This is a genomic window from Maribellus sediminis, assembly GCF_011799805.1.
Lineage (GTDB): Bacteria > Bacteroidota > Bacteroidia > Bacteroidales > Prolixibacteraceae > Draconibacterium > Draconibacterium sediminis_A.
The window spans coordinates 284,479-304,126 of the sequence record NZ_WXUB01000001.1 but is presented as its reverse complement, the minus strand read 5'-3'; the positions used below and the strand labels follow the sequence as shown (position 1 = coordinate 304,126).

At 43.8% G+C, this 19,648-nt stretch carries 10 protein-coding genes; all 10 read left to right on the top strand.

From position 1 onward, the window contains the following. The first annotated feature begins 43 nt into the window (after positions 1-43). Positions 44-2,206, top strand: a complete 2,163-nt coding sequence (rnr, locus tag HFD85_RS01190; RefSeq protein WP_167604775.1) for a ribonuclease R — start codon at positions 44-46, stop codon at positions 2,204-2,206. A 156-nt stretch (positions 2,207-2,362) separates the two neighbouring features. Further along, positions 2,363-2,965 (top strand): TetR/AcrR family transcriptional regulator, encoded by a 603-nt coding sequence (locus HFD85_RS01185; RefSeq protein WP_167604774.1) that lies wholly within the window; start codon positions 2,363-2,365, stop codon positions 2,963-2,965. A gap of 238 nt (positions 2,966-3,203) precedes the next feature. Next, complete coding sequence (locus HFD85_RS01180) at positions 3,204-3,788, top strand: hypothetical protein (RefSeq protein WP_167604773.1); 585 nt, start codon at positions 3,204-3,206, stop codon at positions 3,786-3,788. 280 nt (positions 3,789-4,068) lie between these two features. Next, entirely contained in the window at positions 4,069-4,962 is an 894-nt protein-coding gene (locus tag HFD85_RS01175; RefSeq protein ID WP_167604772.1) for an ABC transporter ATP-binding protein, read from the top strand. Between the two features lie 10 nt (positions 4,963-4,972). After that, positions 4,973-8,308, top strand: coding sequence for a golvesin C-terminal-like domain-containing protein (locus HFD85_RS01170; protein WP_167604771.1), 3,336 nt, complete (start codon positions 4,973-4,975; stop codon positions 8,306-8,308). Positions 8,309-8,326: 18 nt separating this feature from the next. Next, positions 8,327-9,838 carry a TolC family protein gene (locus HFD85_RS01165; protein ID WP_167604770.1) on the top strand — a complete coding sequence of 504 codons (1,512 nt, stop codon included), beginning with the start codon at positions 8,327-8,329 and terminating at the stop codon, positions 9,836-9,838. Between the two features lie 20 nt (positions 9,839-9,858). After that, entirely contained in the window at positions 9,859-10,917 is a 1,059-nt protein-coding gene (locus HFD85_RS01160) for an efflux RND transporter periplasmic adaptor subunit (protein WP_167604769.1), read from the top strand. A 72-nt stretch (positions 10,918-10,989) separates the two neighbouring features. Further along, positions 10,990-14,106, top strand: a complete 3,117-nt coding sequence (locus HFD85_RS01155) for an efflux RND transporter permease subunit (protein WP_167604768.1) — start codon at positions 10,990-10,992, stop codon at positions 14,104-14,106. A gap of 29 nt (positions 14,107-14,135) precedes the next feature. After that, on the top strand, positions 14,136-18,857 hold the full coding sequence (locus HFD85_RS01150; protein ID WP_167604767.1) for an efflux RND transporter permease subunit: 4,722 nt from the start codon (positions 14,136-14,138) through the stop codon (positions 18,855-18,857). Position 18,858: 1 nt separating this feature from the next. Then, entirely contained in the window at positions 18,859-19,578 is a 720-nt protein-coding gene (locus HFD85_RS01145; protein ID WP_167604766.1) for a hypothetical protein, read from the top strand. Positions 19,579-19,648 lie beyond the last annotated feature (70 nt).

Here is a 19,648-nt window from a genome sequence, read left to right as displayed (position 1 = left end):
GTTTCGGAATTATATTAACTTGGTTTGATATATTTTAAGGCAAATGGCTAAGAAAAAGAAAAAAAATAAAGGCTTTAGACAGAAGAAGACCACCACGTTCAATAAAAAGAAACTTAAAAGCACCATCCTGTCAATGCTCTACGAAGAGCCTGGCAAATCAGTGAATTACCGTCAGATTTCGGGAACACTTGGATTAAAAGAACCTGAAACACGCAAACTGGTAAACGTTGTTTTGGAAGAACTTGCCGATGATGATTACCTCGACAGGATATCGAGAGGAAAATATAAACTGAAGGCCAAAACAGGAACCGCAAGTGGTGTGGTTGAAATGCAAGCTCAGGGTTTTGCCTATGTGGTAAGCGACGAACTGGAGCGCCCCGTAATCATTTCATCGCGCAACCTGAACCATGCCATGGACGGTGATAAAGTGCACATCCGGTTGTTTGCCCGCCGTAAAAAACACGATGTAGAAGGTGAAGTGATTGAGATTCTTGAGCGAGCAAAATCGGTGTTTGTGGGTACTGTTCAGGTATCGCGTAATTTTGCATTTTTGATCCCGGCAGGCAAAGTAAGTTTCGATATTTTTATTCCGAAAGAACATTTGAATGGTGCTAAAGACGGGCAGAAAGCTATTGCCGAAATTACCGACTGGCCTTCGAAGGCACGCAGCCCTTTTGGAGTGATTAAAGAAGTGTTGGGCGACACCGGCGATAACGATGCAGAAATGCATGCCATTCTTGCTGAATACGACCTGCCTCACAAATTCCCTGAAAATGTGGATAAGGCGGCAGAAAAAATCCCGATGGAAATTTCAGCCGAAGAAATTAAAAATCGCCGCGATTTCCGCAGTACAACAACCTTTACCATCGACCCGGTTGATGCCAAGGATTTTGACGATGCATTGTCGCTAAAAAAACTGGATAACGGTAACTGGGAGGTTGGTGTTCACATTGCCGATGTAACGCATTATGTAAAAACGAATTCGATAATTGAAACGGAAGCCTGCGAGCGTGCAACTTCGGTTTACCTGGTCGACCGGGTTGTACCGATGCTTCCCGAACGCCTGTCGAACGGCGTTTGCTCCCTGCGTCCGAACGAAGAAAAACTGTGCTTTTCGGCTGTTTTCGAATTGAACGACAAAGCTGAGCTCAAAAAAGAGTGGTTTGGTAAAACAGTCATTTTTTCCGACCGCCGTTTTACATACGAAGAAGCCCAGGAAATCATTGAAACCGGCGAAGGAGATTTTAAAGACGAAATGCTGAAACTGAATGAACTTGCGGTTCAATTGCGCGAGAAACGTTTCAGCTCTGGGTCCATCGCTTTCGACCGTATTGAAATGAAGTTTGAGATTGACGAAAAAGGCAAACCACTCACTGTATTTTTTAAGGAAGCCAAAGAATCGAATAAACTGATCGAGGAATTCATGCTGCTGGCCAATAAGCGGGTAGCCGAATTTGTGGGAAATGTAAGCGGTAATAAAAAGCCTAAAACCTTTGTGTACCGAATTCACGACAAGCCCGATCCCGACAAACTGGTTTCACTCAACACCTTTATTCAGCGCTTCGGACATGGTATTCAGCTAACAACACCAAAAGCCATTGCCACTTCGTTAAACAATCTTTTAAATAAGGTAAAAGGCAAAAGCGAACAAAACGTGGTTGAAACTTTGGCGATCCGCTCAATGGCAAAAGCCGAATATTCAACCCGAAACATTGGGCACTACGGACTTGCCTTTGAATATTACACGCACTTTACATCGCCCATCCGACGCTATCCTGATATGATGGTGCACCGCTTGCTCGAGAAATACCTGGCAGGCGAACGCTCGGCAAACGAACAGAAATACGAAGATCTGTGCAAACATTCTTCCGACATGGAAAGCCGCGCTGCCAATGCCGAACGCTCGTCGATAAAATACAAGCAGGTGGAATTTATGCAGGACCACATTGGTAATATTTACTCCGGGGTAATTTCGGGTGTAACTGACTGGGGCGTTTATGTTGAACTGGAAAATAAAATTGAAGGTATGATACCGATTGCCGAGCTGGATGACGACTTTTATGTTTTCGACGAACGCAATTACGCACTGGTTGGCCGGCATTCGCATCGAACCTATCAATTAGGCGATTCAATCCGGGTAAAAGTTTGGCGCACCAACCTCGAACGGAAACAACTGGATTTCAGGCTGGCAAAAGATGAAGCATAATCGGATTTTCGAATAATAAATCTTTAAATATCAAGAAAATACAGGCATTTCCGTGAAACGAAGCATTTATCGTCCCTAAAAGTTTAAAATTCTAAAGATTGTTTCACGGGTAAAATAAATAATTATATTTGTTCATATTTTCGTTTAAAATCTGACATGCAGAACTTAAGCAAAAACGGCAACAAAAAGGATGCAAACCGCGAAAACATCCTGAAAATCGCCCGCGAAATCTTTAGTAAATACGGCTTCAAAAAAACCACTCTCGACGACATCGCCAATGCCGTAAGGAAGGGGAAAAGCTCATTGTATTACTATTTCAATAGTAAGGAAGACCTTTTCCAGGCAGTGATCATGAAAGAGGTTGAAATTCTCGCTTATGAACTCGAGATCGTGATCAACCGTAATACCGATCCGGTTGATAAACTGCGCGATTATATTTTAACCAAGCTCGCCACATTCAGAAACCTGGCCAATTTTTACCACGCCATCGAGAATGACATTACTGCGGTTGGCTTTATCGATGAAGTAAAACGGAAATACGAGCAAGACGAAATCCGAATGATCAAACGTATTTTAATTGAAGGCGTACGCAAAAACGAATTCGAGATTTACGACTTTAACCTGGCTGCCATTGGTATTACTACCGCTATCAAAGGTTTGGAAATGCCATTAACTGCCGGCTATTACGGCGATGTAAACCTGGAACGAAGCGTAGACACCATCCTTAAGATCATTTGCTACGGCATCATGAAACGCTAAACAGCCATTCATTTTCTTGTATTCTCCCAAAAATGTAATTCGACTGCAAATTCTGTCGTTCAACCACTATTGTATTTCGTCGACTAATGAACGTCGAAAAGGATCGTTATGTGCATTTCACCCACATAATCGACCCTTTTGTCTTTTTTTACAAACACTTAACCGAATTAAGTTGACTGACGTGTTTCTTATTCGTAGTTTTAATCAGCCATTTAATAACAATTAAAAGAAAACAGTCATGAAAACAAAGACCTGGATTTTAGCAATCCTGGCATTTTTTATTGTATCAGTAGGAAATGCCACAGACTTCCCCGCGATGAATGTAATACCCGTTGAGGCCAACAAAGCCATGTTGGCTTATAAGGCCCCAACAGCTGCAACGCTCGAAGTAACACTCACCGATTGTAACGGTGAAGTGCTGTATTTTAAACGGACCAATCAGAAAGAAACAGAATACAATCAGGTATTCGACTTCGCTGAATTGGGAGACGGAAGCTACTGCATGTGTGTTAACTACGGTAACAGAAGCGTAAAACGTAACCTGCTACTTGATGGAGAAAGCATTTCAGTTGGCGCGCCCATGCGGTGTTATGAGCCTTATTTCTGTTTGGAAGAAAAAATGCTGAACATTTCGTTTTTTAACAGTCCGCAAAAACCGGTTTATGTAAACATTTACCAGGACGGAAAACACATCGACGGATTTAAACTCGGCAAAGATCTGGCCATCCAGAAACGCCTCGACCTTTCGAAACTGAAAGCAGGTGATTACGAGGTGGTAGTTACCGATTACATTACCGACCACAAGTTTCTTGCAGAATTATAACAGCTTTGCAAACTTTTGAAAAGCCCTGTTTGAGATTATTAATTCAAACAGGGCTTTTTATTTAATCATCATCAACCTGTAAACTAAAACACTAAATACCAAGCCGCTAACTTCACAACTTATTCGCAAATTCTTATAGAATAATTCCCGGTAAGTTTTCCATACCCAAGTCACAAAAATTTAAACTGTAATTTTCATTGATTTTAATTACAGATGCTTTTAAACGATTGCTCGCTTTCTTAGTCCAAGTCAGTGTTTTGTCTAATCTGAATTTTGCACTGTGCATATAAAAATTGAAAATCTCAACAAAGTATACAAGGGCGGTAGTTATGCAGTAAATAACCTGAACCTTGAAATTCCGAACGGAATGTTTGGTTTGCTCGGCCCTAACGGCGCTGGTAAATCAACCCTCATGCGAATTCTCGTAACGCTTATGAAGCCAACAAGCGGGAAAGTATGGTTCAACGATATGGAGTTATCGAAAAACCGCCGCGAAATTCGTCAGATGCTGGGTTATCTGCCCCAGGATTTTAGTTTTTTCTCAAAGTTAAAAACCTATGAATTTCTGGATTATACTGCCCGTTTATCTGGTATGAAAAACAGCGCTGTCCGCCGTTCTGCAGTTGACCAGATGCTGGAAGAAGTTGGTTTGTTTGAAGCACGCGACCGCAACGCCAACAAACTTTCGGGAGGTATGAAACGCCGCCTTGGAATTGCACAGGCGCTAATCAACGATCCGCAGGTGATTATTGTGGATGAGCCGACCACCGGTCTCGACCCGGAGGAGCGTATCCGTTTTCGGAACCTGCTGTCAACCATCAGCACCCGCGATGTGATCATCATCCTTTCGACCCACATTGTTGGCGACATTTCGAGTACCTGCGATAACATGGCACTTCTGAATAGAGGTAAACTGGCATTTAACGGTTCACCCGAACAATTGGTTAAAGAAGCCGAAGGAAATGTTTGGCAGATTGAAGCCACCGAAGCAGAATACCTCGAGATCAATGAAAAATACCCGGTGATTTCCACCATTCCTATTGACGGTGGTTGGGAAGTTCAGGTAGTTACCGATAACATCAACGGCTACCAGGGCAAACAAATAGCGCCGAACCTCGAGCACGCCTACGTGCATTTTATGGAAAACAAACTCAACCAGTGGTCAAACGCCTAAAACTGAAAACATGATTTCATTACACAATATATTTTCTATTGCGAAATACGAGCGCAAAACACTGTTCCGCAGCTGGTTCTTCAGGATATTTAGTATCCTGTCGCTGCTGGTCCTTTTCGGAATGAATTTCGGAATGGTGATCGAAGGCGGTGGCGACGAAGGTTGGGCAATTCGTGCGATTCCAAGCGCCATTCCATACTTCAACCTTTTAATTCTGAACGTTGCACAGGCAATTATAGCCGTATTCCTGGCCTCCGACTTTTTAAAACGTGATAAAAAGCTGGACACCACCGAAGTAATTTATATGCGCTCGATGACCAACGGTGAGTACGTTATTGGAAAAACCCTTGGAAACATGCAGGTTTTCATGATCCTGAACATCGCAGTGGTAATCATGGCGCTGATATTCAATTCGCTGGCCCAGGGAACTGCCATTAACTGGACAGCTTACGGCGTTTATCTGTTGCTCATCAGTATTCCAACGCTGGTTTTTATCATGGGGCTTTCATTTTTACTGATGAGTGTTATCCGCAACCAGGCCATCACCTTTGTTTTGGTGCTGGGATACATCGGAATCACATTGTTCCTGTTACAAGCCAAGTTCTACTATATTTTCGATTATATGGCCTTCAACATCCCCATGTTGAGTTCCGACATTGTAGGATTCGGTAACCTCGAAACCATTCTCATCCACCGCGGAATGTATTTCGGACTGGGAGCCGGCTTTATCTTCCTGACCATTTTCCTGCTGAAACGTTTGCCACAATCGGAAGCAATGACCTGGTTTTCGCTAATTTTCGCCATTGTTTTTATTGCCGGTGCCGGTTACCTTGGGTTCGAACACATTTATAATTTCAAACAAAATGAAAAACTGCGTGCCGAAATAGTTGAGCTAAATAATAAATACGTTGGTGAAGCGGTTCCAACCATCCTTTCCAACGATCTGGAAGTAGTGCATCACGAAAATATAATCGACGTAGTTTCTAAAATGGCTATTCTGAACGATCGGAAACAGCCACTCAACAAACTTATTTTTAGTCTGAATGCGGGCTTAGAGCTTTCAGGTATAAAATTAAACGGCAACGATGTGCGCTTCCTTCGCGACAAACAGCTCATTATTCTTTCCGATAACATTAACCTGGCAGTTGGCGATTCAGCAATTATCGAATTTGCTTACTCGGGCAGTATCGACGAAACATATTGTTACCTTGACATTGAAGAAGAAACACGTCAGGAGAAATACGGGAAATTTGTATTGAATGTAGATAAACGTTTTGCTTTTATCACGCCCGAATATGTACTACTTACCAAGGAAGCCAACTGGTATCCCAAAACCGGTGTTACCTACAGCACAAAAGATGTAAGTTGGTACCATCCTCAATTTGTAAATTATTCGCTTCGGGTAAAAACCAGCGAAGGACTACAGGCCGTTTCACAAGGTAATATTAACGAAATTACTGCCGGTGAATACAGTTTCAAAAACGAGAATCCGTTAACTGAAGTATCGCTGGCAATCGGTCATTACAAACAAAAATCGATAGAAAAGGATAACATCACTTTTGGCCTTTGGTACATCAATGGTCACGATTATTTCTCGGAACAATTCCCGGAATCGAAAGATACACTGGCCAGCATTATCAGCGAACGTTTCGAAGATTTCAAACGCACCTATAACCTCGATTATAGCGGAACACGCTTCAATATTGTTGAAGTACCGGCACAATTCAAAACGTATGCTCGCATGTGGACTTCGGTACAAGAGGCTGTTCAGCCACAACAGGTGCTTATTCCTGAAAAAGGATACATGATGCGCGATGCCGATTTTGAAAAACAAAAAGAAAATGTTGGCAGATGGGGGCGCCGTGGTGAAGGAGAAATGACCGATATGGATAAGGAAATCCGGGTAATGGAAGGTTTTATCCGGAAGTTCATCGAAGAATATGAGGCAGACCGAAATTTCTCAAGAGGGAATATGGAAATGACGCAAAAACCAAATCCTTATTTCATCTTCCCGATGTTATACAATTTTCAAAACAATATTCAGTCGGATAAATGGCCGATTACCAACCGTATTTTCGAAGCATACCTGAAAGGACAGGCCATGGACATGCGCTCTATTTTTATGAGTAATATGAATGGCGAAAGCGAAGATGTGCTGGCAAACGTTGCTCTGCAGGATGAAACTTTTGAGCAGATTCTTGCCGATCCCGATCAAAAAGACATTGTCGACAATGTGATCAAACTTAAAGGCGACGTGTTGTTCTCGATGATACAGTGGAAAGCCGGACAAAAAGAGTTCGAAGATTTCTTGCGACAAGTTTTAACCGAGAACAGGTACAAGAATATTTCCTTCGAGGATTTCGACAAAATGATCTACGACCGTTTTGGTATTGAATTGATACCGATAATGGACGACTGGTTTAAAGCAAAGGCGTTACCGGGCTACCTGATTTCACCAATAAAAGCCGTTAAAGTAAAAAGCGGCGATGCAATGAAAACAATGGTTAGCCTGAAAGTAACCAATTTTTCCGACGTTGAAGGACTGGTAAGACTCTCATTTCGAATGGGAGGAGGAGGCCCTGGACGCGGCCCCGGTGGCGGTGGCGATGAATCGATCGACCACCTGATCTACCTGGAAGCACACCAAACCAAAGAATTGAGCTACCTGCTTGATGGATCGCCAAGAATGGTGGTACTCAATACGATGACCTCGAAGAATATTCCTCAAACAATGATGCAATTTTTCAGAGATGTGGAAGAAGATCCGAAAGCAAAACCGGTGGAAGGCGAACGTATTGTTGAAACTCCCGTTCAGTTTAAATTACCAAACGAAATTGTGGTGGATAATGAAGATCACGAATTCTCGGTAACCAAAAACGAAAACGTTAGCTTGCTCGAGAAACTCATTGTGAAGGAAGAAGAAAAGACCAGCAAGTACCAGGGAGTAAACTGGTGGCGGCCGGCAACCAGCTGGACAGCTATAACCAACGAAGATTTCTATGGCGAATATGTTCGCTCGGGATATTATATAAAGGGGGGCGAAGGCGACCAGGTGGCACGCTGGAACGTTCCGATTCAATCGGCCGGTTACTACGATGTGTACTTTCACCTGTATAAAATGCGTGCCCGCGGCCGCGACAGAAACGAAGAAAAAGGTAATTACAATTTTATAATTCACGGCGAAGATGGACCGGAACAAGCAGCACTCGATATTGCGGGAGCAGAAACCGGCTGGAACCATCTGGGTACCTACTACTTCTCGCCCGATACAGCATTAATTGAACTAACAAATAAAACCCAGCTTCGGATGGTATTTGCCGACGCAGTAAAGCTGGTTGAACAGTAAACAATAAAAAAACAGATAATGACACGATCTCGACACCGACTATTCCAAACAGTCACAATTCTTTTGCTGCTAAGCGGCCTGTCATTTTATACAGCACAGGCACAGGTAACGCTGACACTCGACCGGGCACTGTCAATTGCGCAAACCGGAAGTCCCGATCTGCAGCAATCGTTGCTAAACCTCGAACGTTATCAAAAATCGCTTGAGGCTCAGCGGGCAGCATTAAAATCGCGCCTTTCGCTCGAAGTAACTCCGGTGAATTACAGTAACCAACGACGTTTCGATACACGTTTTTCGGAGTGGTATACCAACGAGAACCTTGAATCGAACACCCGGTTTACTATTTCTCAACCAATTCTCCCGACAGATGGAACCATCTCGTTAATTAATGAGTTTGGCTGGTCGAGCAGTAACTCAACATTAAACAGTTCAGATCCTGAAAATAAAAGTGAGGTGTTTTATAATAACCTCTATCTTAATTTCAATCAGCCTTTATTCACATACAACCGTCTGAAAGTGCAACTTCGGCAATTAGAGCTCAGCCTCGAAAACGCCAAGATTAGTTACGCAATGCAGCGATTGAATCTCGAACGAAATGTTACAGAGTTCTTTTACAATGTGTATATGACACAAATGAACCTGAGCATTGCCAAAGAAGAGCTGGCAAATACCCAAAAAAGTTACGACATCATCGTTAACAAAGTAAACGCAGGATTGGCAGCTAAGGAAGAATTGTACCAGGCCGAACTTAACCTTTCAACAGCCAAATCAACGGTTCAAAACAATGAGGTAAATTTTGAAAATGCCAAAGACCAGCTAAAACTTTACCTGGGCATGGACCTCTACGAAGACATTTTGATCCTGGCAGATATCAGTTCGAATCCTGTTCCGGTAGATATGGAACTGGCAATCCAGAACGGATTAAATTCTAGAATGGAAATACGCCAGCGCGAAATCGATATCGAAAACAGCCAGTTCGATCTTATCCAAACCAAATCATTGAACGAATTCATGGGTGAAATGAATCTTCGCGTAGGTATCACCGGTGACGATAAAAAGTTGAACCAGATTTTCGATCAGCCTACCCGGAGCCCCTCGGTTGGTTTAACATTCAACATCCCAATCTTCGACTGGGGCGAAAAGAAAGCCAGGATCGCGGCTTCTGAAGCAGCCATTAAATCGAACGAGTTAAGCTTATCGGAAGAAAAAAAGCAGATCATTGTTGATATCAGACAGGTGTATCGCAACCTGCAAAACCAGCTGACACAAATTGATATTGCCAAGCAAAACGAAAGAAACGCACAGCTTACTTACGAGATCAACCTCGAGCGTTACGAAAACGGCGACCTGACCGGTATGGACCTTAACCTGTACCAAACCCAGTTGTCGCAAAACAAAATTTCATACAGCCAGGCACTCATCAACTATAAAATTGAATTATTAAACCTGAAAATACAATCCTTGTACGATTTCGAAAGGAAAGAAGCAATTCTTCCTACCGAACTCTACCTGAACGAAGAAAGTAAATAACATCTGAAAAACAATTGACCATGAAGAATATAAAATTACTTTACCTGATCGTTGCTGTGGCATTAATGGCTTCCTGCAACAACCAACCCTCCTCGGAATCGTCGGACCTGGCGGTACCCGTTTCTGTTGAGAACATCAAACTGAAAAGTATTCAGCAGTTTATTTCAACCACCGGAACCGCAAAAGCCGGCTCTGAAACAGAATTGACTTCGGAAATTGAAGGAGAATATTTCCTGCAGATCAATCCAAAAACCGGTCGTAAATTCAAATTGGGCGATCGCGTTGAAAAAGGCCAGGTGATTGTTAAACTCGAAAACGAAGAGTACGAAAATGGCCTCTCCATGGAATCAAGAAAACTGAACCTGGAGATCTCGGAGCAGGAATATGACAAACAAAAGTCGTTGTATGAAAAAGGCGGTGTTACCCTGCGTGAATTGCGTAACTCTGAGGTTTCAAAAATCGACGCCAAGTACAGTTACGAAAATGCGCAGATTCAGATGGCAAAAATGCAGGTTACTGCTCCGTTTGCGGGAATTATTGTGGAACTGCCCTATTACACCGAAGGCGTGCGCGTAAACACCGGCGAAAGCATGGTAAAACTAATGAGCTACGACAAAATGTTTGTTGAAATCAACCTTCCGGAAAAAAACATTTCTGAAATAAAAATCGGACAGGAAGCCTTAATTACCAACTACACACTCACAGAAGATACGCTTATCGGGCATGTAACAGAACTGTCACCGGTAATCAGTACCGAAACACGGACATTTGCCGGCAAGCTGCAAATCGAAAATCCGGAGTTGAAACTTCGCCCCGGAATGTTCATTAAAGCCAATATTGTAACAGCACAAAAGGACAGTGTTATTGTCATTCCAAGAGATGTTATCCTATCGGGATCACGCGGAAAATATGTGTTTATTGTTGGGCGTAACAGCTCGGCGGAAGACCGCAGAATCACCACCGGTATTTCGAACCAGGATGAAGTTGAAGTTGTAGAAGGCCTGAGTGCCAACGACCGACTCATCATTAAAGGATTTGAAACCCTGCGCGACAATTCAAAAGTTAAAGTGATTTTATAATAAAGCCGGAAGTCGGACGCCGGAAGTCATCGGTACTTCCAGCTTCATGCTTCCAACTTCTAACTTTATATTATGAAGAAATTAACACAATTTGCTGTCAATTACCCGGTTACCGTGCTGATGGTGGTACTTGGAGTTGTACTCCTCGGCTACATTTCGTACGATAAATTGGGTGTTGACCTGTTCCCGGACCTGAACTCGCCCCGCATTTTTGTGGAAGTGACTTCGGGCGAACGACCACCTGAAGAAATGGAGCAACAGTTTGTGGAGAACATCGAAGCACTGGCCATTCGCCAGTCGGATGTTATCCAGGTTACTTCTGTTTCGCGCGTGGGATCGGCACAGGTCACCGTAGAATATGCCTGGAACAAGGACATGGACGAAGCCTTTCTCGACCTGCAGAAAGCATTAAATACACTAACCCAGAACGCTGAAATCGACGAGCTGAAAATAACCCAGCACGACCCGAATACAACGCCGGTAATGATCATTGGCCTTACCCACAATGAGATTTCCGATATGAACGAGCTCAGAAAAGTAGCGGAAAACTACATCCGCAACGAACTGGTTCGTTTGGAAGGTGTAGCCGAAGTGGAACTTTCTGGTCAGGAAGAAAGCGAGATCATCATCGAAACAGATGTGTATCGCCTTGAATCGCAGGATCTTTCAATGGACGAAATCTCGTCACGCATCGAAAACTTTAACCGCAATGTTTCCGGAGGTCGTATCAGCGATATGGGAATCCAGTACATTGTTAAAGGTGTTTCCATGCTGCAAACCGCCGAAGATTTCGAAAACCTGATTGTTGGTTACAAAGCAGTTCGTACACAATCAGCCACCGAAACCGGATCATCGGTTGAAATGGCTCCTGTTTACCTGAAAGACGTTGCCTTTGTTCGCGAAGGAAATAAGGAACCGGATAACATTGTTCACATCAATGGCGAGCGTTGTTTAGGCTTGTCGATATACAAGGAAACAAAATACAACACCGTTAAATCGGTAGAACAGATCGATGAAGCTCTGGTAAACATCGAAAAAGCTTTGCCGGGTTACAAACTAACCAAGGTTACCAACCAGGGACGTTTTATCAGCAGTGCGATAAAAGAAGTTCAGAATACCGCCTTACTGGGTATTTTGCTGGCGATTGTTGTTCTCTTCCTGTTTTTACGCCGGCTTGGTACTACATTGATTGTAAGTATTGCTATCCCGATCTCTATCATTGCCACCTTTAACCTGATGTATTTCAACCACCTCACCATAAACATTATGACATTGGGAGGATTGGCACTGGGTGCGGGTATGCTGGTAGACAACGCCATCGTGGTAATGGAAAACATTTTCAGAAACCACGAAAACGGCATGAGTGTGCGCGAGGCAGCCATAACCGGAACATCACAAGTGGGGGGAGCGATCACCGCTTCAACACTTACTACGATTATAGTATTTCTTCCGATTGTTTATTTGCACGGAGCATCGGGCGAGCTCTTTAAAGACCAGGCCTGGACAGTGGCTTTCTCACTGCTTTCATCGCTGGTTGTAGCTATTTTCCTTATCCCTATGATGTACCATCGTTTCTACCGAAACAAAAAGTCACCCGTTAAAGCCAAGTCGATACAGGTTGGAGGATACGGTCGTTTTCTCGATAAAGTTTTAAATGCTAAATGGCTGGTAATTATTGTTGCCACTGTAGCTATTGGTGCTTCGGTTTTGCTGGTTCCTTATATCGGAACGGAATTCATGCCGAAAACAGAAACACGGGAACTTAAAATTGATTTAAAATTACAGGAAGGCACAAAACTTAGCCGCACGGAATCAACGGTTCGGAATATTGAAGACATTCTGATGGATTACCTGGGCGATAACCTTGATATTATTTATGCGCAGGCCGGCCCGAGTTCGGGAATCGCCGGTGATCAAACTGCCGTTTTCGAAGGCGAGAATACCGCACAGATAACAGTGATCCTGAAACCGGAGACAACCGTTTCTTCTGAAAGTATTGTAAAAACGCTTTCGAATTTAACAGCTAATGTTGAAGGTCTGGAACTGACCTTTTCTCAGGAAGAAAGTGCCCTTCAGTCCATTCTCGGAACCGATGAAGCACCGGTAGTTGTTGAGGTTCGCGGAGAAGAACTCGATGAGATAGAAAACATTGTGAACCAGGTGAAGGAGAAAATGCTCGGGATGAATGGTTTGTTCAATGTTCAAACTTCGATTGAAGACGGTGCACCCGAAGTTGAAGTGCATGTTGACCGGATGCGTGCAGGAATGTACAACCTCAATATCAGCACGGTAATTTCTCAAATTCAGGAACAGCTTGAAGGTAGGACTGCCGGCCAGCTCGAAAAGAATGGCGAAATGCAGGACATCACCATCAAAGTTCCCGAAAAAGGATTGGATGAGATTAACTCAATTCTGATCACCTCGGGCGAACAGGTATTCAGGCTGAACGAAATCGCAGATATTTCGTACGGTGTAGCTCCTAAAGAAATTATCCGCAGAAACCAAAACCGGATCGGAAAAGTTACTGCACAACTCGAAAAAGGTGTTGCACTCGACCATGTTGCCAAAGACATTCGCGAGCATGTAGCCACCATCGACCTGCTTCCCGATTACCGCATTATGGTGACCGGTGAAGAGGAAAAACGTCAGGAATCACTGAGCAACCTTACATTTGCACTGATCCTTTCGATCGTTCTGGTGTACATGGTTCTGGCTTCTCAGTTCGAGTCGCTGATTCATCCTTTCACCATTCTGCTTACGATTCCACTGGCGGTTGTTGGTACCATACTCATCTTTTTCATAATGGGTAAAACATTTAATATTATGGCCATCATCGGTGTGATTATGCTGGTAGGTATTGCGGTGAACGACTCGATAATTCTGATCGACCGCATCAACCAGCTTATTCGCGACGGAGTGGATCGCCGGCAGGCTATTTTACAGGCCGGTCAGCAACGTATCCGCCCGATCATCATGACCAGCTTGACCACGATTTTAGCACTGCTGCCACTGACCTTTGGTTTTGGTGAAAGTGCATCGCTTCGTTCGCCAATGGCACTGGCCGTTGTTGGCGGTCTGATCACCTCAACCTTGTTAACACTCGTGGTTATTCCTTGTGTTTACGATGTGCTCGACAGATTCAGATTGCTATTTGTAAGATCGGACAAAGCAGTAGAAAAAGCCAGCTAACACAAACCTGAAAAGAATAAAACAAACGGATGAAGTTCATCATAAATAGAAAAATATTCATCAGCATGCTCTTTATAGGGCTTACCCTTTTGGGTTTTGTGTCCTATAAGATGCTGCCGGTGGAATTAATGCCAAATGCCGAACTCCCCATGCTTTATGTGCAAATTCAATCGCGCATCGAGGTGGACCCGACTTACATGGAAAACCAGGCAGTGATACCGATTGAGGGCGCCATTGGTACCATGGAAGGCATCGAAAGCATGGAGTCGTTCATCAACAACAACTCGGCGTCAATACAGGTAAATTTTAAGCAGAACGTAAACGTAAAATACACCTTCCTTAAACTGCAGGAAAAGATCGATCTGATTACGGCCGATCTCGATGACAATTTTAGGGTAGTGGTAAACAAAGTTGATATCGAACAACTCACCAACCAGTTTATGGAGTTGCAGGTCAGGGGAAGCGGCGGTGTAGACCGTGTGCGCAACATCGTTGACCAGGAAATCACTTCAGAGATAGAAAACATCGACGGAGTGGCTTCGGTTGCCGTTTACGGAGGACGTGAAAGATCGATTGAAGTAACCTATGATGCGGCTGCCTGCGAAGCATACGGAATTACGCCTTCGCAGATCAGAAGCGCGATTTCCGGGAACTCGCAAAACCGAACTTTTGCCGGTTACCTGCACGATGCAAACAAACAGTATTTTGTACACGTAACAGCCGAATACGACAAGGTTTCAGATATAGAAAACATTGTTGTAGCCGAAGGTCCAATTTATCTGCGCGACGTAGCTGATGTATTTTTTGGCGTGAGTGAAGAAACTTCGATCAGCCGTGTTAATGGTCTCGATGCAGTTTCGATGCGGCTGGTGAGCGATTCACAAGCCAACCTGATTGAACTTTCGCACCGTGTTGAAGATCAAATCGCCAGGCTGAATGAAAAACTGGCAGCAAAAGATGTCGAAATTGTGGTTCAGACCAACACGGCCGAAACCATGGAAAACAACATCGACCAGATGATCAACCTTGCAATGGTTGGCGGGCTGCTGGCCATTTTCGTGCTGTGGATGTTTTTGAAGAACATGCGCATTGTTTCCTTCATCGCACTGGCCATTCCAATATCGGTTTTTACTGCGTTCAATCTTTTTTATGCCTTCAACCTTTCGCTGAACAGTTTAACACTGGTTGGACTTGTACTTGCCATCGGGATGCTTCTCGATAACAGCGTTGTTGTGCTCGAAAATATATACCGGCTTTCGGGGAACCGCTTTGATGCTGAGACAGCTGTAACACAAGGCACCCAGGAAGTTTGGAGATCAATCGTAGCCGCCACATTAACTACGGTTACAGTATTTCTTCCCTTCCTGTTCTCCTCCGAATATATGATCAAACTATTGGGAAAACACGTAGGTATTTCGATCATCTCAACCCTGATGGTTTCCTTATTTGTTGCTTTGCTGTTGATCCCAATGGGCGCTCACCTGTTACTGCGTGGCAAACGCCAACACAACATTTTCTACGAAAAAGTAACCACCAACAACCGCATCATTCAAATTTATGTTCTTCTTCTAAAGGCAAGTATGCGGGTTCCGGGTCGCACCATAATCGGAGCGATTGTGATGTTCTTCCTTACAGTTTTTATTGTTCTGGCACTCAGTGTAAACAACCTTAGCGAAGTAGAAGAAACACAGTTCTCGATTTATGTGACCATGCCAACCGGTTCAACACTCGATGCCACCGACCAGGTTGTTACCGAAGTAGAAAGCCGTTTGAACGATATTGAAGAGAAGAAAGATCTGATGGCCACCATCGAAGAGGAGGAAGCCATTCTCACCTTTATTCTGAAAGATGATTATAAAGACATTGCCGACCGGACCATCGCCGAAATTAAAAGCGATGTGGAAAAACGCTTCAACAATATTTCGCAGGCCGAGATAAGTCTGGAAGCCCCAACATCGAGCGGTAGTTTCCGCGGTGGCGGTGGCGGAGGACGTTCCGGCACCCAGGGTTTCGCACAATTTATGGGAATCGGCAGTAACCAGGAGCGTATTGTTATTAAAGGCGAAAACTTCACCGTGATGAAAGGCGTTGCCGACGACCTGCTCTACTACATCGAAGACCTGGAATCGATTCGCCGTGCCAACGTCAGTGTTTCAAGGAATCGGCCTGAGGTTCACATGTATTTTAACCAGCTACTGCTCACCGAATATGGCATCTCGCTCAACAATATTACTTCAGAACTGGGAACCTTTACCCGTGAATTTACTGCCGGTGTAAACTTTAAACAGGGTACTGAAGAATACGAAATTGTAGTAAAAGAAAAACTGCCCGAGGGTGTTGAAGAGGAAGATTCGGAAAAAGGAATCGATGATTTGCGCCGACTTCAGATCAGCAATAACCAGGGTGCCACCTACGATTTGCAGGATTTGACCGAACTGGTTTATGCCGATGGTATGGCCAGCATTACCCGCGTGAACCAGGAAAAACAGATCGAACTCACTTACAGCTTTGTTAATGAAGCTGAACAATCAAAAGACCTCCTCGAGGCGTATCGCCTGGAGATCGATGATATTATTGGCTCACATAAACTGCCTTCGGGTGTAGCCGTTGAAGTCGTTCACGAAGAAGATCAGTATTCGGAATTTAAGTTTTTGATTGCTGCTGCATTCATCCTTATTCTGATGATTCTGGCCTCAGTTTTCGAATCGGTTTCAACACCGTTTGTACTGATGTTCTCGATCCCGCTGGCTGCAATTGGCTCGTTCCTGGCATTGATTTTTACAGGAAACAGCCTGTTCAACGCCAACACCCTAATGGGCTTTATTATCCTGATTGGAGTGGTGGTGAACAACGGTATCATCCTTATCGACTTTACGAATATCTTACGAAAACGTGGCTTCCGTAAATCGCGTGCTTTAATGACCGCCGGACTGTCGCGTGTTCGTCCGATCCTGATCACCGCAATTACGACTATTGTTGCCTTGTTCCCGCTTGCTATGGGTCAGGCCGAATATGTTGGAGCTATCGGGGCACCGTTTGCCATTACCGTTATCGGCGGTTTGGCACTGAGTACATTGCTGACTCTGGTTTTCATTCCAACACTCTATGCCGGATTGGAAAATGCACTCGACTGGTTAAAATCGCTGCACTGGGGTTTAAAAACCGGGATAATCGTAACCTACGTGGTTGGCTCAATCCTGATCTATCTTGAAGTTGATTCATTTATTTGGCAGCTGCTCGATTACATGCTGCTGCTCATACTGGTTCCTGGAATTATCGCTTTTGTGATGACCAGCCTGCGACAAGCCAGCGAAAAAGTGATCGACGAAAAAGAGCCGATCGTTATTAAAATAAGGAAACTGGTTAAAATTTACGACCGCGATTCACGTTTCGTCCGCGAATGGAAATCGGGAATCAAAATCCGCGAACGTGCCGGATTAACCCGCGATTATAAACACATTCGCGACTTTTACGACCTCGTATGGCAACTACCGCTGTTTGTCTTTGTAGTGTATTTTACCTTTTTCTACCTGGAAAGCAACCTGTGGATGTGGATCATGTCGCATGGCGTGTACTTCTTTACTTTTCTTTTGTGGATACCGTTTAATCAGGTGCTTATTAACCAGCATGAAGCTAGCGGCAAGCAGTTTTATTTGAAGCTGAAAAAATGGATATACAATATCATTTACTGGGTGATTCCCGCAGTTTTCCTGTTTGTTTTTTACAAAAACTGGGATAACCTGGGTATGGTTATTTTTATTGGCATCATCTGGTTCTTGCTGCTGATCATTTATAGTTCTGGCGAATACATTCATAACAAAAATGTGAACGTTGCCCGTATTGAAGGACGCTTTGGCAAATTGCGAAGAGCTTACTTTACCATGGTTCGTCAGATACCGATTATCGGGAAACGTAAGAAACCGTTCAGGGCACTCAATGGTGTTTCGCTCGAAATTAAAACCGGAATGTTTGGATTACTAGGTCCGAACGGTGCAGGAAAATCAACCATGATGCGGATCATTACCGGTATTCTTGAACAGAGTTACGGAAAGATCTGGATCAATGGAATGGACACGCAGAAATACCGTGAAGAACTTCAGGGATTGATAGGTTATCTGCCTCAGGCTTTTGGAACCTACGAGAATATGTCGGCCTGGGAATTCCTCGATTACCAGGCAATTCTGAAAGGAATCAAGGATACAACAATTCGAAACGAACGCCTGGAATACGTGTTGAAAAACGTTCACATGTGGGAACGCCGAAACGATAAGATCGGTTCTTTCTCGGGAGGTATGAAACAACGTATCGGAATTGCGCAAATACTCCTGAACCTACCACGAATACTGGTAGTTGACGAACCAACTGCCGGTCTCGACCCACGCGAACGTATCCGTTTCCGTAACCTGCTGGTAGAACTGAGTCGCGAACGTATCGTTATATTCTCGACCCACATCATCGAAGACATTTCGAGTTCGTGTAACCAGGTGGCGGTAATTAACCGGGGTAACCTGAAATACTTTGGAACACCAAGCGATATGGTGAATATGGGTAATAAATTTGTTTGGCAGTTCTCGTTGCCAGCTAAGGAATTCGACAACTTTGCGAACAAACAAATGATCGTTCACCACATGCGCGATGGCGAAAACATCAAGGTACGCTGTCTGGCGAAAGAACAACCAACACCCGACGCTGTAAACGTGTCGCCTCACCTTGAAGATGCTTATTTGTGCTTACTTAAAGACTTTATGTAAAATGGCTGCAAAACTCAATATGAAAAACAACTTGTACATCCTGATGAAAATGATCAGGTACAATCTTAAGATCATTTTTGCAAACCGTTTCATTTGGTTCCTGATTGCGGCACTCGGATTCTTCCTGTTTTTTGCCATTCAGCAGGTTTTGGAGAACCGCGGCATGGGTGAAGATACCGTTTATGGATTGCTCATCTTTCCGGGTGTTTTGCTGATCTTTTATCCTTCGGTATTTGGTATTCAGCACGACGATGATTCACGCATGCTGGAGATTTTGTTCGGAATTCCGAATTACCGATACAAAGTATGGCTCGTTCGCCTGATCATGATCTACACACTGGTTTTTATAATCATTGTGCTGTTTTCAGCGCTGGCATCCGTGCTTTTGTATAAAGTGAATATTTTCGAAATGTCGGTGCAGCTCATGTTCCCGATCATATTCCTGGGATCGATGGGATTTATGTTTTCAACCCTGATAAAAAACGGGAACGGAACCGCGGTTGCCATGGTTTTAATTGGTGTGGCCTTACTCATTCTGCAGGATGCTATGCGAAATACGCAGTGGAATCCATTCCTCAATCCATTCAAGATTCCTAATAATTTGAATGAAGTAATCTGGGAAGGCACCATCCGAAAAAACCGAATATTCCTTGGAATCGGGATGCTGGTATTCATACTATACGGATTGTTCAACCTGCAGAAACGTGAGAAGTTTGTGTAAGTATTTCCATCTCGCTGAATGATAAACTTTTCCAAAGTTTCGGACTTTGGAAAAGTTCAATAACTTTGCG

Bases quoted from the DNA above. Each gene is read 5' to 3' on its own strand.
- rnr (WP_167604775.1), top strand. From the start codon at position 44: ATGGCTAAGAAAAAGAAAAAAAATAAAGGCTTTAGACAGAAGAAGACC.
- HFD85_RS01185 (WP_167604774.1), top strand. From the start codon at position 2,363: ATGCAGAACTTAAGCAAAAACGGCAACAAAAAGGATGCAAACCGCGAA.
- HFD85_RS01180 (WP_167604773.1), top strand. From the start codon at position 3,204: ATGAAAACAAAGACCTGGATTTTAGCAATCCTGGCATTTTTTATTGTA.
- HFD85_RS01170 (WP_167604771.1), top strand. From the start codon at position 4,973: ATGATTTCATTACACAATATATTTTCTATTGCGAAATACGAGCGCAAA.
- HFD85_RS01165 (WP_167604770.1), top strand. From the start codon at position 8,327: ATGACACGATCTCGACACCGACTATTCCAAACAGTCACAATTCTTTTG.
- HFD85_RS01160 (WP_167604769.1), top strand. From the start codon at position 9,859: ATGAAGAATATAAAATTACTTTACCTGATCGTTGCTGTGGCATTAATG.
- HFD85_RS01155 (WP_167604768.1), top strand. From the start codon at position 10,990: ATGAAGAAATTAACACAATTTGCTGTCAATTACCCGGTTACCGTGCTG.
- HFD85_RS01150 (WP_167604767.1), top strand. From the start codon at position 14,136: ATGAAGTTCATCATAAATAGAAAAATATTCATCAGCATGCTCTTTATA.
- HFD85_RS01145 (WP_167604766.1), top strand. From the start codon at position 18,859: ATGGCTGCAAAACTCAATATGAAAAACAACTTGTACATCCTGATGAAA.